The sequence below is a fragment of the Streptomyces sp. NPDC044921 genome (assembly GCF_056432865.1).
This window is the reverse complement of the sequence record NZ_JBWKIF010000023.1, coordinates 56,243-71,824: the sequence shown is the minus strand read 5'-3', so window position 1 is coordinate 71,824 and position 15,582 is coordinate 56,243. Positions and strand designations below refer to the sequence as shown.

Here is a 15,582-nt window from a genome sequence, read left to right as displayed (position 1 = left end):
CCGCGCCGCCCCGCGCCCCCCCCCCCCCCCCCCCCCCCCCCCCCCCCCCCCCCCCCCCCCCCCCCCGCCCGCCCCCCCCCCCCCCCCCCCCCCCCGGCCCCCCCCCCCCCCCCGCGGCCGGTGTCCCAGCCACCATCCGGCCGTGACCCCGGCCGCCGGTGCCCAGGACGATCGCGCGGGGCGGACTTCCGGGGCTCTTGGGGTCGTGGGGGCACGCACGACCGGCGGCGCTCTCGTGACGGGGGCACGTCTGCGGGGCGTAGGACGCCGAGCTCGCGGTGCGGAGACGTGGCCCGCAGGGCCGCTCGCTCGACTCCGCCGGACCGAGCAGGCGGAGCGCGAGCAGGCGGAGCGGCGCCGAACGTGCGGGCCGCCCGGGCCCGGGCCCCGGACATCGACGCGTCGCGCATGCCGCCGCATCGGCAACGCCGGGTTCCGCCGGCTGCGGGGCCCGTCGCGGTCCCTCAAGCAAGGCCCGAAGCGCCAGGCCGCGAGCCCCCGGGCCACAGCCCAGGGCCGCCGGGCCGCAGACCGCCGGCCCCGGCTGCCCCGTCCGTGCCCGTCCGTGCGCGTCCCCCCGCCTCGGAGAAAAGCGTCCCACCCTCCTACCCGAGTGCCCTGATCAGCAGCAGGGCGATGTCGTCGAGGCGTTCCTCGGTGTCACTGTGGCGGCGTTCGTGGTGGACGAGGCTGTCGGCCAGTTCGTCCAGCGGCTGGTCCCCGGCGTCGGCCAGGCGGTGGCTCAGGTCGGCGAGGGCCTCCTCGAAGTCCGTGCCCGGGGACTCGACCAGGCCGTCGGTGTAGAGGACGAGCAGGGAACCGGGCGTGAGCGCCACCTCCGTCGTCGGGTACACCGCCCCGGCGTCGATGCCGAGCAGCGGACCCCCGGCCAGGTCGAGGACGCGGACCCGCCCGTCCGGCCGTCTCACCAGTGGCGGGGGATGGCCCGCCCGGGACATCACGGCCCGCCCGTGCGCCGGGTCGAGCCGCAGGTACAGGCAGCTGGCGAACAGGTCGGACCCCAGGTCGAGCAGCAGCCGGTTGGTACTGCGCATGACCTCCTCGGGCGCCTGGCCCACGGTCGTGTACGCCCGGACCGCCGTGCGGACCTGCCCCATCAGCCCGGCCGCCGTGACGTTGTGGCCCTGGACGTCCCCGATCACCGCCGCCGCCATGCCCTGCGTGTGCACCAGGTCGTAGAAGTCGCCGCCGATGTCCATGCCCTGGGTGGCCGGCACATAGCGGCCGGCCGCCTCGATGCCGGGCAGCGACGGCAGGGAGTGCGGCAGCAGCGCCTCCTGCAGGCCGTGCGCGAGCCGGTGCTTGGCGTCGTACAGGAGCGCCCGCTCCAGCGCCTGGGCGATCAGCCCCGCCAGGCTGGTCATGACGGCCCGCTCCTCCGTCGGGAAGGGATGCGGCTCGGCGTAGGAGAGCACACACGTCCCCACCGGCCGTCCCTGCGCGATCAGCGGCAGGTACGCCCAGGCGGCGAAACCGTCGGGGGTGGCGAGCCGCGCCGGGTACAGGCGCTCCAGCTGCTCCTGCGACTCGAAGAACGCCGGCACGCCCGTCCGCAGCACCTGCGTACCGGGTGTCGGCTCGGTCAGAGGCAGGCCGTCGAACCGTTCCACCACGTGCGCGTCCGGGTAGCCGCGGTGCCCGAGCACCCGCAGCCGGTTCGCCCGCGAGCCCAGCACGACCAGGGCCTGGCTCCCCACGGCGGGTGCGATCTCGTCGGCGACCAGCTGCACCACGTCCTGCACCCCGACCGCCTCGGTGAGCGCCCCGGCCAGGTTCAGCACCTGCGAGATGGTGACCAGCCTCGAGGGCGTCCCATCGGGCGGCGGCACCGTGCGGTTCATCTCCGACACGGCCCGGGACCGGGTGATGCGCACGCTCAGGCCGGTGGTGCTCGGGTAGAGCCGGAACGACAGCCATTCGCCGGGCGGGCGCAGCGCCACGAACGAGGTGACGTGCTGACTGAGCAGCGCGGCCCGGTAGCGGTCCTCGTAGACCGGGTCGTTGAGCCACGGCACCGACGCCCACAGTTGGTTGCCCAGCAGCCGGCTGACCGGGACGTTCAGCAACTCGGCCGCCGCCGCGTTGACGAAGCCGATCCGCCCGTGCAGATCCAGCGACATCAGTCCGTACGGCAGCCGGCTCACCATCCGGGCCGCCTCGACCGTGCCGAGCGTCCCGGCCACCCCGCCCACCAGCGGCGCGGCGACCAGATCGGGCTCGGGGTGCGGCGGGATGCTGAGCTCGGCGGCCCGCTCCAGCCGGACCGCCAGCCGGCCGCAGGCCGCGGTCAGGTGCTCGCGCTCGTGATCGGACAGCTCCGTCGGATGCGTGCCCGGCCAGGTCACGAAGACCGCGCCGTACACGGTCGACTCGGTGGCGATCGGCACGGCCGCCAGGGCGAACGGATACGGCAGCACCACCGCGATCCGCGGGTAGTGGCGGGCCATCTCCTCCTCACCGCCGACCCACACCAGCCGCCGCTCGCGCGCCGCGTCCGCCACGGGGATCGGCGCGCTCAGCCCCACCCGCTCCCACGGTGCCGCGAACGCCCGCGGCAGCCCGGCCATCACCGCCATCTCCAGCACGGGCTGGTCCTGCGCGAGCAGGTACACCGCGCCCGAGTGGGCGTGCACCTCGTCCATCATCGAGGCCAGCGCCAGCGACAGCAGCGGACGGCCGACCGGCGCCCTCGCGGCGGCCGGCGCCTGCGCGGACGACTGTCCGTCGGACACGCCGACCACCTCCTCGCACGGCCGCGCGACCGGACCCAGGAACAAATCTCCCCCCTGGCGGCCGGTCGCGCACGACGAAGGGACGGCAGCGGCCCCGGTTCCCCTCGGTCACCGGCGAGCGACCCCCTGGGGGGCACTTCGCGTACCCCGGCCACCCGGACCCATGCGGGATCCACCCCCCTCGAACCCTCCGGCGGCGCTCACAGCCTTCCGAGCGCACGGGTGCGTGCGGGCCCACGGAACGCTCACAGGGGCTGCGCGGGTGTCTCATAAGCGCTGTAATGGCCAACGTGGTCAGTCCGGGCGCCCGAGAACGCGGAACGCGAACGCTGCGTGCCGAGGGTGCCCTCAAAGCGGTCGCGGCCGATGAGGAGTCGCCCGACCGGGTGCGCCGCGTCCTCGAACAGGCACTGGTCTTCGCCGGTGCGGCGTTCGCCGCCGTCTACACGCCCGCCGAGGACGGGGAACTGCTGTGCCTGGCCGAGTCGGCCGGGGTGCCCCGAACCCTCTACGGACTGCGCGACAGCTACCCGCGCGCCGGCCGGTCCCCGGTCGCCGAGGCCCACCGCGAGGGGCGGCCGGTCACGCTGGGCCCGGCGGAACTCGCCGCACACGCCCAGTCCCGGCGCGTGCCGTCCCGGGACTTCCACCTGACGGTCCTGCCCGTGCACGGCGACGGCGGCGGCTGCCTGGTCGCCGTCAGCGAGCGGCCCGAGGGCTTCGGCCCCGACGACCGCGAGTGCCTGGAACTCGTCGCCGAGGCCGTCGCCTACACCGCCCCGGCCGCGCCCGCCGAGGGCGCCGACCTGCCGCCGGGCGCGTTCAGCCTCGCCATGGACACCGGCCGCGTCCGGGTCGGCGACGACCTGCTGGACCTGTTCGGCCTCGACCCCGCCGAGTTCGACGGCCGTGTCGAGACCCTGCTCGGCCTCACCGTGCCGGAGGACCTGCCGTCCCTGATGTCGGTGGTGGAGGCCGACCACATGTCCATCGGCGACCGGGAGCTGGAGTTCCGCGTGCTCCAGCCCACCGGGCCGCCGAAGTGGCTGCGGCTGCGCGGGCACCTGCTGCCCGGCGGCGAGGGCCGGCCCGCGCGGCTCGTGGGCACCGTCGCCGACGCCTCCACCCTGCGCTCCGACGTCACCGACGTGGCCCGGGTGCAGCGCCTGGCCGCCGCGCTGGCCACCGCCGTCACCGTCCGCGACGTCGGCAAGGCCGTGGTCGCGGCCCTGCGCCGGCCGCTGCGGGCCGACCGGATCGCGCTCGCCGAGCTGGAGGGCGACCGGCTCGTCGTCACCGTCCTCGACCCGCCCGAACCCGAGGCCTGGCCCGAGCTGTGGCGGACGGAGTGGCGGGGGGAGTGGCCGGACGCGCCGGTGCGGGCCATGCCCACGCTGGCGGCCGCGCTGCGTGAGGGCCGGGCCCGGATCTGGCCCGCCGGCAGCCCCCTGGAACGCGCCCTCGGCGAGGTGGGGCCCGGCGGACTCGCCGTCCTGCCGCTGCCCGCCGGGAACCGCATGGCCGGGGCCTGCCTGATCGGCTGGGACGCCCCGCACGACTTCGGCGCCGACGAGCGCGCCCTGCTCACCGCCTGCGCCGGCCTCGCCGGGCAGGCCCTCGTGCGGGCCCGGGCCTTCGACGCCGAGCACGAACTCGTCGGCATGCTCCAGCGCCAGCTGCTGCCGCGCCGCCTGCCCCGGCTGCCGGGCGCGGTGGCCGTCGCCCGCTACCTGCCGAGCACGGCCGGGCTCGAACTCGGCGGTGACTGGTACGACGTCATCCCGCTGCCCGACCACCACGTCGGCCTCGTCATCGGAGACGTCCAGGGCCACAGCGCCGGAGCCGCCACGCTCATGGGCCAGATGCGCACGGCCCTGCGCGCCTACGCCGTCGAGGGGCATCCGCCGGACGTGGTCGTCGCGCACGCCAACCGGCTGCTCGTGGACATGGACAGCGAGCTCTTCGCCACCTGCTGCTACGTCGACCTCGACCTGGAGGAGGGGTCCGCCTGGTGCGTGCGGGCCGGGCACCTGCCGCCGGTGCTGCGCCACCCGGACGGCCGGACGGAGATCGCGGAGGCGGAGGGCGGCCCGCCCCTCGGGGTGATCGGCCGGGCCGACTTCCCCATGAGCCCGCTCCGCCTGCCGCCCGGCACCCTGATCGCCCTGGCCACCGACGGTCTCGTCGAGACGCCCGACAGCGACATCGACCAGGGCATGGACCGCCTCGCCGACAGGCTGGCCGAGGCCGCCCCCGTCGACCTGGGACTGCTCGCCGACGCCCTCCTCGGGGAGGCCCGGCGCAGCGACGACGTCGCCCTGCTCCTGCTGCGCTACGACGGCATGGACCTGCGGCCGCTGCGCGAGAGCTGGACGGTGTGGCGGGTCCCGCAGGCGGTCGGGCACGCCCGCCGCTTCGCCCGGCGGACCCTGCGCTCCTGGGGCGTCACCGAGGACCACGACGGCGTGCTGGTCGTCGTCTCCGAGCTCGTCACCAACGCCCTCGTCCACACCGACGGCCAGGTCCGCATGGACCTCACGCTGATCAACGACCGCCTGCGCGTCGCCGTCGCCGACGCCTCCCCGCGCACCCCGGTCCGTCCCACCAGCATCGGATGGGAGGCCACCGGCGGCCGCGGCATCCTCCTCGTCGAGGCGCTCTCCGCGACCTGGGGCTCCCTGCCGGTCAGCGGCGGCAAGCAGGTGTGGGCGGAACTGCTGCTGGGCCGCTGAGCGACGCGCCCGGCGTCCGCGGCGGTCGCCCCCCCCGGCCCGCCGGGTTCAGCCCAGCCGCTTCAGGAGCTCCTGCGCCAGCGGCGCGGACGAGGCCGGGTTCTGGCCCGTGACCAGGTTGCGGTCGGTGACCACGTTCGGGGCCCACGGCTCGCCGGCCCGTACCGTCACCCCGGCCTCCGTGAGGCGGTCCTGGAGCAGCCACTTCGCGCGGTCGGCGAGACCGCCCTGGATCTCCTCGGCGTTGGTGAACGCCGCGACCTCGTAACCGGCGAAGGCGTTCTCGCCGTCGTCCCCCACCGCGGCCAGCAGCGCGGCCGGCCCGTGGCAGACCACGCCCAGCGGCCGGCCCGACTCCAGGGCCCGGACGAGCAGCCGGCCCGAGTCGGCGTTCACCGCGAGGTCCTCCATCGGACCGTGACCGCCGGGGTAGAAGACGGCCGCGTAGTCGTCCAGGCGGACGTCTTCCAGCCGGACCGGACTGCGCAGCTCGGTGAACGACTCCAGCGCCTTCGTGATCCGGTCGGCGTTCTCCCGGCCCCCGTTCACCTCGGGCGCCAGCGAGGCCTGGTCGACGGTGGGTACGACGCCGCCGGGCGTGGCCACGACGACCTCGTGGCCGGCGGCACGGAACGCCTCGTAGGGGGCGACGGCCTCCTCGGCCCAGAAACCGGTGGGGTGCTCGGTGCCGTCGGCCAGCATCCAGGCGTCGGCGCCGGTGACGACGAAGAGGATCTTCGACATGGTGGTGCATCTCCGTGGGGACGGCCGCGACGGAACGGCGCGGCGATGACTCGGACACGGACGACCGTAGGCGCTGCGACCGCTGGTTTTCCAATGGCGATGCCGATGACTGCCATAGGCAATCGCATGGCTGGCGGCGCTATGCTCGGCTCGTGTGAGATCCCTGGACCCCCTCGGCGCGGCCGGGGCGCCCGCGCAGCCGGACCTCAACCTCCTGCGCACCTTCCTGGCCGTCTACCGGTCCGGCTCCTTCACCGCCGCCGCCCAGCTGCTGGGCCTGTCCCAGCCGACGGTCACCACGCAGATCCGCTCCCTGGAGCGCCAGACCCGCCGGGAGCTGTTCGAGCGGCTGCCGCGCGGCGTCGCCCCGACGGCCGTGGCCGACGAACTGGCCGCCCGGGTCGCGGGCCCCCTCGACGCGCTCGCGGAGGCGGCCGGGCACGGCCCGCGCCGGGAGTCGCGCGCCGAGCCCGTCCACCTCGCCGGCCCCGCCGAGCTGCTGGCCACCCGGGCCCTGCCCGCCCTGGCCCCGCTCGTCACCGAGGGCGTACGGCTGCGCGTCGCCACGGGGCTGACCGAGCCCCTGCTCGACGAACTGCGCGCCGGCCGTCACGACCTGGTGATCGCCACGACCCGGCCGCGTGGCCGCACCCTGTCGGCGGTGCCGCTGGCGGACGAGGAGTTCGTCCTGGTCGCCGCTCCCGTCTGGGCCGACCGGGTCGCGGGGCGCCTGGCCGCCGAGGGGCCCGCCGCGCTGCACGGCGTGCCGCTGATCACGTACGCCGAGGACCTGCCGATCGTGCGCCGCTACTGGCGGCACGTCTTCGGCCGCCGCCTGAACTGCCACGCCGCCGTCTCGGTGCCGGACCTGCGGGCCGTCCTGGCGCTGGTCGCGGCCGGTGCCGGCTTCAGCGTCCTGCCGCGCTATCTGTGCGCCGGCGAGCTGGAGTCCGGCGCCCTGGTCCCGCTCGGCACCCCCGAGGACCCGCCGATCAACACCGGGTACCTCGTCCAGCGCCCCGGCACCTCGGACAACCCGCACGTCGCCCTCGTCCGGGACCGTCTGCGCGCGGCCGGCCGCGGCTGGTGACACCCGCGGCCGGCCGCGGCTGGTGACACCGCTCCCGGTCCGGGTACCCGGACCGGGCAAGACGGAGAAACCCGCACGAGCCGAGGGAAGAGGAACGACATGGCTCAGCACGTCCGCGACATCATGACCGGGGACCCGGTCACCGTAGAGCCGCAGACCTCCGTCGCCGAGGTGGCGCGCCTCATGCGCGACGAGGACCTCGGAGTCGTCCTGGTGACGGACGGCGACGACCTGCGCGGTGTGGTCACCGACCGCGACCTGGTGGTGCGGTGTCTCAGCCGGGGCGGCGACCCCGAGCAGATCACCGTGGCCGGCGCGTGCAGCGACGAGCTGGTCACCGTGGGCCCCGACGAGGACCTGGGGCACGCCGTGGAGCTGATGCGCGAGCACTCCGTGCGCCGGATCCCGGTCGTCGACCACGGGCACCCCGTGGGCATCGTCTCCCTGGGCGACCTGGCCATGGAACGCGACCCGGAGTCGGCGCTCGGCGACATCAGCGCCGCGCGTCCCAACACCTGACCGAGGGCGGCCCGCCCGGCGGCCCCGCGCACCCACCGTGCGCGGGGCCGCCGCACGTCCCGGTGAACGGCCGGACCGCCACGGGCACTTGGCGGGCCCGCGAAGGCGTCCGGGCCCGGGTTTGCCCGGTTCCCCCCTGGGGACTCGGACACCTGCGGATGCAGAAGGAAGATGATGAGCCGTGACGCCCATGGACACCCCTGAGAAGACCGCCGTCCGCCGGCCCGAGACCGGCTGGTCGAAGGCGCGCCGCCTGCGCGGCAAGGCCGCGCCGCGCACCTGCCTTCCCGCCGTGGAGGACCGGGCCGCCCCCGGATTCACGCACTCCGGGCCCGAGTGGAACATCGTCCGGGGCGAGGACTGACCATCCGCCCGGCGACCGCCCGGTGACGCGCCGGGCAACTCCGCGCGTCGGCAACCGAAAGAAGTGATGTTCACATCCGCCGGATGGCGACTAAGGTGAGCTGAATGAAGGCTCTCGTGCTGTCCGGCGGCGCAGGAACGCGGCTGCGGCCGATCACCCACACGTCGGCCAAGCAACTGGTGCCCGTGGCCAACAAAGCCGTGCTGTTCTACGGGTTGGAGTCGATCGCCGACGCCGGCATCACCGACGTGGGCATGATCGTCGGGGACACGGCAGCGGAGATCGAGGAAGCGGTCGGCGACGGGTCGCGCTTCGGCCTGAAGGTCACCTACATCCCGCAGGAACGCCCCCTCGGGCTGGCCCACGCGGTGCTGATCGCCCGGGACTTCCTCGGCGACGACGACTTCGTGATGTACCTCGGCGACAACTTCATCGTCGGCGGCATCACCGGCCTCGTCGACGAGTTCCGCACGCACCGGCCCGACGCCCAGATCCTCCTCACGCGCGTGGCCGACCCGCGTGCCTTCGGCGTCGCCGAACTGGACCCGTCCGGCAAGGTGATCGGCCTTGAGGAGAAGCCGGCGGAGCCCAAGAGCGACCTCGCCCTGGTCGGCGTCTACATGTTCACGCCCCTCATCCACGAGGCGGTCCGCGCCATCGAACCGTCCTGGCGCGGCGAACTGGAGATCACCCACGCCATCCAGCACCTCATCGACTCGCGCGCCGACGTGCGCTCCACGGTCATCAAGGGCTACTGGAAGGACACCGGCAACGTCGGCGACATGCTCGAGGTGAACCGCACGGTCCTCGAAGGGATGGAGCGCCGCATCGACGGCGACGTGGACGAGGCCTCGGAGACCATCGGACGGGTCGTCGTGGAGGAGGGCGCCCGGATCGTCAACTCCCGCGTCGTCGGGCCCGTCGTCATAGGCTCGGGCACGCTCGTCAGCAACTCCTACGTGGGCCCCTTCACCTCCGTCGCGGAGAACTGCCGGATCACCGACAGCGAACTGGAGTTCTCCATCGTGCTGCGGGACTCCTCGATCCAGGGCGTCGGCCGGATCGAGGCCTCGCTGATCGGCCGGCACGTCGAGGTGACGCCGGCGCCCAGCGTCCCCAGCGCCCACCGTTTCGTCCTCGGAGACCACAGCAAGGTGCAGATCACTTCATGAGCAAGGTGCGGATCACGTCATGAACCTCCTCGTCACCGGCGCCGCCGGTTTCATCGGCTCCCGTTACGTGCGCGCCCTGCTCGCCTCGGACGCGCCCGACGCGCCGCGCGTCACCGTGCTGGACAAGCTCACCTACGCCGGCACCCTCGACAACCTCGAACTGACCCACCCGCGGCTGGAGTTCGTCCAGGGCGACATCTGCGACGCCGAACTGGTCGACAAGCTCGTCGCCGACGCCGACCAGGTCGTGCACTTCGCCGCCGAGTCCCACGTGGACCGCTCCATCACCGGCGCCGCCGACTTCGTCCGCACCAACGTGCTGGGCACGCAGACGCTGCTGGACGCCGCCCTGCGCCACGGCACGGGCCCGTTCGTGCACGTCTCCACCGACGAGGTCTACGGCTCCATCGAGACCGGCTCCTGGCCGGAGACCCACCCCCTGCAGCCGAACTCCCCGTACTCCGCCTCCAAGGCCTCCTCCGACCTGCTCGCCCTGGCCTACCACCGCACCCACGGCCTGGACGTGCGCGTCACCCGCTGCTCCAACAACTACGGCCCGCACCAGTTCCCCGAGAAGGTCATCCCGCTGTTCGTCACCAACCTCCTCGACGGACACAAGGTGCCGCTGTACGGCGAGGGCCGCAACGTCCGCGACTGGCTGCACGTCGACGACCACTGCCAGGGCGTCGACCTGGTCCGCACCAAGGGCCGGCCCGGCGAGGTCTACAACATCGGCGGCGGCACCGAGCTCACCAACAAGGAACTCACCGGCCTGCTCCTTCAGGCCTGCGGCGCGGACTGGGACCGCGTGGAGTACGTCGAGGACCGCAAGGGCCACGACCTGCGCTACTCCGTCGACTGGTCCAAGGCCCGCGACGAACTCGGCTACCGCCCCCGCCACGACTTCACCACCGGCCTCGCCGAGACCGTCGCCTGGTACCGCGACAACCGCGCCTGGTGGGAGCCCCTGAAGCGGCGCGTGGCCCAGGAGCGGGCATGAAGTGGCTGGTCACCGGCGCGGGCGGGATGCTCGGGCACGACGTCGCCCAGGAGCTCACCCGGCGCGGTGAGACGGTCGTCGCCCTGGACCGCGCCGCCCTGGACATCACGGACCCCGAGGGCGTGGACGCGGCCGTCCGGGAGCACGCCCCCGACCTCGTCGTCAACTGCGCCGCCTACACGGCCGTCGACGACGCCGAGACCGACGAGGCCCGCGCCCTGGAGATCAACGGCACGGGCCCGCGCCTGCTCGCCCGGGCGTGCGCCGCGCACGGCGCCCGGCTGGTCCACGTCTCCACGGACTACGTCTTCTCGGGGGAGTCCCGCACCACTCCCTACCCGGAGGACCACCCCACGGGCCCGCGCACCGCCTACGGCCGTACCAAGCTGGCGGGGGAGCGGGCCGTGCTGGAGGAGCTCCCCGGGGCGAGCGCGGTCGTGCGCACGGCCTGGCTCTACGGGGTCCACGGGGCCAACTTCGTGCGGACCATGATCGGTCTCGAAGCCCGCCGCGACACCCTCGACGTCGTCGACGACCAGCGCGGGCAGCCCACCTGGAGCGCCGACGTCGCCGAGCGGATCGCCGACCTCGGCCCCCGGCTCGGCCCCGACGCGCACGGCGTCTTCCACGCCACGAACGCCGGCGAGGCCAGCTGGTACGAGCTGGCCCGCGAGGTGTTCGCCCTCATCGGCGCCGACCCGGACCGGGTGCGCCCCACCAGCAGCGCGGCCTTCCCGCGGCCCGCGCCCCGCCCGGCGTACAGCGCCCTCGCTCACCGCCGGTGGCAGGAGATCGGCCTGCCGCCGCCGCGCGGGTGGCGCTCCGCCCTGCACGAAGCACTGCCCCGCATCCGCAAGGAAGGTCTTCCTCGTGAAACGCCATGAGTTCCTCCGGGAACTGCACAAGGTCAGCGCCAACCGCAACTACCTGGAGATCGGCGTCAACGACGGGCGCAGCCTGACGCTGTCCCGCGTCCCCAGCATCGCGATCGACCCCGCCTTCAAGGTGGTCTCGGAGCTGAAGTGCGACGTCCACCTGGTGAAGGCCACCAGCGACGACTTCTTCGCCCGCGACAACCCGCTGCAGCACCTCAAGGGCGGCCGGCACCCGCTGCGCAACCTGCGCCGCGGCCGCAGCCCGATCGGATACTGGCGGCGCACCACGCTGGACCTGTCCTTCATCGACGGCATGCACCTGTTCGAGTTCGCCCTGCGCGACTTCATGAACGTCGAGAAGTACTCGGACTGGTCCAGTGTGATCGTCCTCGACGACATGCTGCCGCGCAGCGTCGACGAGGCGGCCCGGGACCGGCACACCAACGCCTGGACCGGTGACGTCTTCAAGATCACCGAGGTGCTGGCCCGCTACCGCCCCGACCTGGTGACCCTCCAGGTGGACACCGCGCCCACCGGCCAGCTGGTCGTCTTCGGCGCCGACCCGACGAACCGGGTCCTGCACGACAAGTACGACGAGATCATGGCCGAGTACAAGGTCCCGGACCCGCAGAAGGTCCCGGAGGCGATCCTGGAGCGGGCCGGTGCCGTGCGCCCCGAGGCGCTCCTCAAAGCCGGCTTCTGGCGCCCGCTGGCGCAGGCCCGCAACCGCGGCCTGCCGCGCTCGGTGGGCTGGGAGCCCCTGCGCAAGGCCCTGGAACAGGTCGGCGTCAGTCGCTGAGACACCGACGCCGGCCGCCCCGTTGGGCGGCCGGCGTCGTGGCGTCCGGGGGCGTCAGCCGGACCGCGGCCCGCCGCGCGTCTCCTCGTAGAAGGCGCGGCACGCCTCGTACGACGGCAGCAGCCCCTGCCGCTCCGCCTCGGCCAGGGTGGGGGCCTGCTCGTCCTTGGGGGACAGCACCGGCGTGATGCCCCGGGGCCACTCGATGCCGAGGGCCGGGTCGAGCGGGTGGATGCCGTGTTCGCGTTCCGGGGCGTATCCCTCCGAGCACAGGTACACCACCGTGGCGTCGTCGGTCAGCGCCATGAAGGCGTGCCCCAGCCCTTCGGCCAGGAAGACCGCGGCGCGGGTGTCGTCGTCCAGCCGGACGGCCTCCCATGTCCCGTAGGTGGGGGAGCCCACGCGGATGTCGACCACCACGTCCAGGACGGCGCCGCGCACGCACGTGACGTACTTGGCCTGGCTGGGCGGCACGTCGGCGAAGTGCACGCCCCGCAGCACACCCCGCCGGGAGACCGAGCAGTTGGCCTGGGCCAGCGACAGGTCACGGCCCGTCGCCTCACGGAACTCCGCGTCCCGGAACCACTCGTGGAAGCTGCCCCGGTCGTCCGGGAAGACCTTGGGTTCCAGGACCCAGGAGCCTTCTATCCCCAGTGGTCGCATTCCCTCACTCACCTCCGGTCCTGAGGCGGGACAACACGGTGCGGCGCGCGGCGCCGAGCACCCGTCGCGCCCGCCGGGCCAGCCGCAGCGCGACACCGGGCCGCGGCACGGGCACGGCCCGCACCCGGCCGTCGGCGGCGCGCAGTGCGAACGGCAGGCCGGTGAAACGCGGCTGCTCGCCGCCCGGTGTGGGGCACAGCGCGACGCGCCAGACGCCGTCCGAGAGGTCCTCGGCGGGCAGGTCCGCCGCCAGCACCGACCCCGCTCCGGCCGGGGCGGGGGAGAGGGCGCCGGGCGCGTCGAAGAACCGGCTCGCGGAGACGAGCCGCAGCAGCACCTCCGTCTCCGCCGGGACGTGGAGCGGGAGGGGGACCTGGAAGCCGCCCCCGGAGACGGCGACGTCCGTCTGCCGTACCCGGCCCAGCCCGAGCCGCTTGCCGCGGGTGCCGGACTCCAGGGAGAGGTTGCCGTGCGGCTGGGTCCAGTAGGGCAGGACCGTGCGGCCGCCGACGACGCCCACACCCGGTGCGGGCCGGTCCTCGCGGGGCACGGGCCCCAGCCGGCACTCCTTGGTCCAGCCGCCCAGCTTGACCCGGACCAGCGCGTCCCAGACGCCGCCGGCCGGCAGGGAGGTGGGGTCGACGGTGGCGGTCGCCCGCAGGACCAGCCGCACCTCCCCGCCGTCCCCGGTGGGCACGGCCTCGCGGGTGAACTCCACCGGCTGGAAGTACTGCGCGGCGCTCGAGCGCTCCCGCAGCAGCAGATCGGCGGTGGCCTGCCCGAACCGCGCGGCGGTCTGTGAGGCCACCCACCGCACCGCCTCGGTCACGTCCTTCGGAGCGTCGGTCAGCGGGACGGTCTCGGCGTCCGCCGGGAACACCATCGGCTCGCCCCCGGACACGTACTCGGCCGTGAAGCCGATGCTGAGCGAGCCGTCCCGCCACTCGACGCCCCCGGGAGCCGCCTTGGGCGCGACGCCGGCCTCCCACTCGGCGAACGCGACCACGTCGTCGTACCGGTCGGCCGCCGTCAGCGCGGCGACGACCTGCTGCGTCGGCTGCAGACCGGCCGCCACACCGGGCCCGAACCGCTCGACGACGACCTCGTGGATCTCGGCGAACAGCTCCCTGCGGTAGTCGTCCGGCAGCTTCAGGAACCGCCGGGCCCGCAGCCGCTCCACCATCTCCACGCGCAGCCAGCGGCGGAACAGCCGGTCACGCACCGGACCGGGCTCGGTGTACCGCTCGACGACGTCGAGGGCCTCGCGCAAATTCTTGAAGTAACCGACCGGGTCGAAGCGTTCGAAGCCGGCGTTGGAGCCGTCGTCGCGCCGCAGGTGGTAGTAGCAGACGTAGTCGCTGAGCACCGAGACGTTCTCCGCGCGCAGATACGCCTCCGCGATGAAGACGTGGTCCTCCAGGCGCCGCCTTCCCTCGGGGAAACGCAGGCCGATGCGGTCGAGGAAGGCCCGCCGGATCATCTTGTGCGGGGTGAGGCTGTCGATGAGCGGGGCGTTCTCGACGGTGGCGCGCGGGTGGTTGCGGCGGAACAGCTCCACCGGCACCCCGCGCCCCTTGCTGGCCATCTTGCCCACGATCACGTCGGCGCCGTTGGCCACGCCGTAGTCGTACATCCGCTCCAGGGCCTCGTCGCCCAGGTAGTCGTCGTTGTCGACGAACATCACGAACTCGCCCCGGGAGGCCTCGATGCCGACGTTGCGGGGCTTGCCCGACCAGCCCGAGTTCTCCTGGTGGATGACCCTCATCCGGGGGTCCTCGGCGGCGAGCGCGTCGAGCCGGGCCGGGGTCCGGTCGGTCGAGCCGTCGTCGACGAAGATCACCTCGTACTCGTCGGGGGGCAGCGACTGCCGCTGCAGCGAGGAGATGCAGTCCTCGATGTAGATCCCCGGGTTGTACACGGGGACGATGACGCTGACCTTGACCGGCATCGGGTTTCCGGGCCCCTTCGGGTCGCTTGCCGTAGACGTCCTGTTGTACTGCGTGTTGCCCGATGCTAACCCGGCCCGCGAGCCCGCCCCACCTTTCGAGACCGGGCCGTGATCATCTTCGGTCCGGGCAACTGAGCTGCCCTGTCCGTCCGTTCGCGATCAAGCGCGCTCGACGTGCGAAGCGGCCTGCGCCCTCTAGGCTGGAGGGCGTGCGCCTGCTGCTCATGTCGGACACCCACCTGCCCAAGCGGGCCAGAGAACTGCCCGCCCCCCTGCTGGTCGAACTGCCGCGCGCCGACGTCGTCTTCCACGCCGGGGACTGGGTCGACACGGCCACGCTGGACCTGCTGGAGGAGCGCTGCCGCAGGCTCGTCGCCGTGTACGGCAACAACGACGGGCCTCAGCTGCGGGCCCGGCTGCCCGAGGTGGCGTACGCGGAGCTCGGCGGGCTGCGCTTCGGGGTGATCCACGAGACGGGCGCCGCGCAGGGCCGGGAGCAGCGCTGCGCCGCCCGCTTCCCCGATCTCGACGTGCTGGTCTTCGGGCACAGCCACATCCCCTGGGACACCACCACCGCCACCGGCCTGCGCCTGCTCAATCCGGGTTCCCCGACGGACCGCCGCCGCCAGCCGCACTGCACGTACATGACCGCTCGCGTGGCCGACGGCCTGCTCACGGACGTGGAACTGCACCGGCTGCCGCCCCGTACCCCACGCTGACCGCCCCGCGGGGGCCCGTGGCGGGTTCCGCTTCCCTCTTCGACGCCAGCAGGTTCCGGCACCTCGAGACGGTCGGCGTCGCCGGGGCCGGCGGTGCTGGGGGCCGGCGGTGCTGGGAGGCCGGGGCCCCGGCGGGCCTGGCGCCGGGCCGGGCGTCGGGGCCCCGGCGGGCCTGGCGCCGGGCCGGGCGTCGGGGCCCCGGCT

13 protein-coding genes are annotated in these 15,582 nt (G+C 74.1%); 9 read left to right on the top strand and 4 right to left on the bottom strand.

All coding sequences use genetic code 11. From position 1 onward, the window contains the following. Positions 1-605: 605 nt before the first annotated feature. A complete protein-coding gene (locus AC07DA_RS29740) occupies positions 606-2,753 on the bottom strand; it encodes a PP2C family protein-serine/threonine phosphatase (RefSeq protein WP_479131317.1) in 2,148 nt (715 codons plus the stop codon). 281 nt (positions 2,754-3,034) lie between these two features. Between AC07DA_RS29740 and AC07DA_RS29735 the strand changes: the two genes are divergently transcribed. Then, a complete protein-coding gene (locus tag AC07DA_RS29735; protein WP_479131316.1) occupies positions 3,035-5,485 on the top strand; it encodes a SpoIIE family protein phosphatase in 2,451 nt (816 codons plus the stop codon). A 48-nt stretch (positions 5,486-5,533) separates the two neighbouring features. On the opposite strand, the gene AC07DA_RS29730 is transcribed toward AC07DA_RS29735, so the two are convergent. Further along, positions 5,534-6,229 carry a type 1 glutamine amidotransferase domain-containing protein gene (locus AC07DA_RS29730; protein WP_479131315.1) on the bottom strand — a complete coding sequence of 232 codons (696 nt, stop codon included), beginning with the start codon at positions 6,227-6,229 and terminating at the stop codon, positions 5,534-5,536. Positions 6,230-6,383: 154 nt separating this feature from the next. Between AC07DA_RS29730 and AC07DA_RS29725 the strand changes: the two genes are divergently transcribed. The 7 genes from AC07DA_RS29725 to AC07DA_RS29695 all read left to right on the top strand — a co-directional run bounded on the left by AC07DA_RS29725 (position 6,384) and on the right by AC07DA_RS29695 (position 12,048). Further along, positions 6,384-7,319, top strand: coding sequence for a LysR family transcriptional regulator (locus AC07DA_RS29725; RefSeq protein ID WP_479131314.1), 936 nt, complete (start codon positions 6,384-6,386; stop codon positions 7,317-7,319). 99 nt (positions 7,320-7,418) lie between these two features. Then, positions 7,419-7,838: a CBS domain-containing protein gene (locus AC07DA_RS29720; RefSeq protein ID WP_479131313.1), complete on the top strand. Its 420-nt coding sequence runs from the start codon at positions 7,419-7,421 to the stop codon at positions 7,836-7,838. A gap of 190 nt (positions 7,839-8,028) precedes the next feature. Continuing rightward, on the top strand, positions 8,029-8,202 hold the full coding sequence (locus AC07DA_RS29715; protein WP_479131312.1) for a hypothetical protein: 174 nt from the start codon (positions 8,029-8,031) through the stop codon (positions 8,200-8,202). 104 nt (positions 8,203-8,306) lie between these two features. Then, entirely contained in the window at positions 8,307-9,374 is a 1,068-nt protein-coding gene (locus AC07DA_RS29710) for a glucose-1-phosphate thymidylyltransferase (protein ID WP_479131311.1), read from the top strand. Positions 9,375-9,393: 19 nt separating this feature from the next. After that, positions 9,394-10,374, top strand: coding sequence for a dTDP-glucose 4,6-dehydratase (gene rfbB, locus AC07DA_RS29705; RefSeq protein ID WP_479131310.1), 981 nt, complete (start codon positions 9,394-9,396; stop codon positions 10,372-10,374). After that, positions 10,371-11,258 carry a dTDP-4-dehydrorhamnose reductase gene (gene rfbD / locus AC07DA_RS29700; protein ID WP_479131309.1) on the top strand — a complete coding sequence of 296 codons (888 nt, stop codon included), beginning with the start codon at positions 10,371-10,373 and terminating at the stop codon, positions 11,256-11,258. Before rfbB ends, rfbD begins: the two co-directional genes overlap by 4 nt. Continuing rightward, a complete protein-coding gene (locus AC07DA_RS29695) occupies positions 11,245-12,048 on the top strand; it encodes a class I SAM-dependent methyltransferase (RefSeq protein WP_479131308.1) in 804 nt (267 codons plus the stop codon). The genes rfbD and AC07DA_RS29695 overlap by 14 nt, the downstream gene beginning before the upstream one ends. A 54-nt stretch (positions 12,049-12,102) precedes the next feature. On the opposite strand, the gene rfbC is transcribed toward AC07DA_RS29695, so the two are convergent. Beyond that, complete coding sequence (gene rfbC / locus AC07DA_RS29690) at positions 12,103-12,711, bottom strand: dTDP-4-dehydrorhamnose 3,5-epimerase (RefSeq protein WP_479131307.1); 609 nt, start codon at positions 12,709-12,711, stop codon at positions 12,103-12,105. Positions 12,712-12,715: 4 nt separating this feature from the next. After that, on the bottom strand, positions 12,716-14,659 hold the full coding sequence (locus AC07DA_RS29685; RefSeq protein ID WP_479131306.1) for a glycosyltransferase family 2 protein: 1,944 nt from the start codon (positions 14,657-14,659) through the stop codon (positions 12,716-12,718). A gap of 209 nt (positions 14,660-14,868) precedes the next feature. On the opposite strand from AC07DA_RS29685, the gene AC07DA_RS29680 reads away from it, so the two are divergent. Continuing rightward, positions 14,869-15,378 (top strand): metallophosphoesterase family protein, encoded by a 510-nt coding sequence (locus AC07DA_RS29680; protein ID WP_479131305.1) that lies wholly within the window; start codon positions 14,869-14,871, stop codon positions 15,376-15,378. The last annotated feature ends 204 nt before the right edge of the window (positions 15,379-15,582 follow it).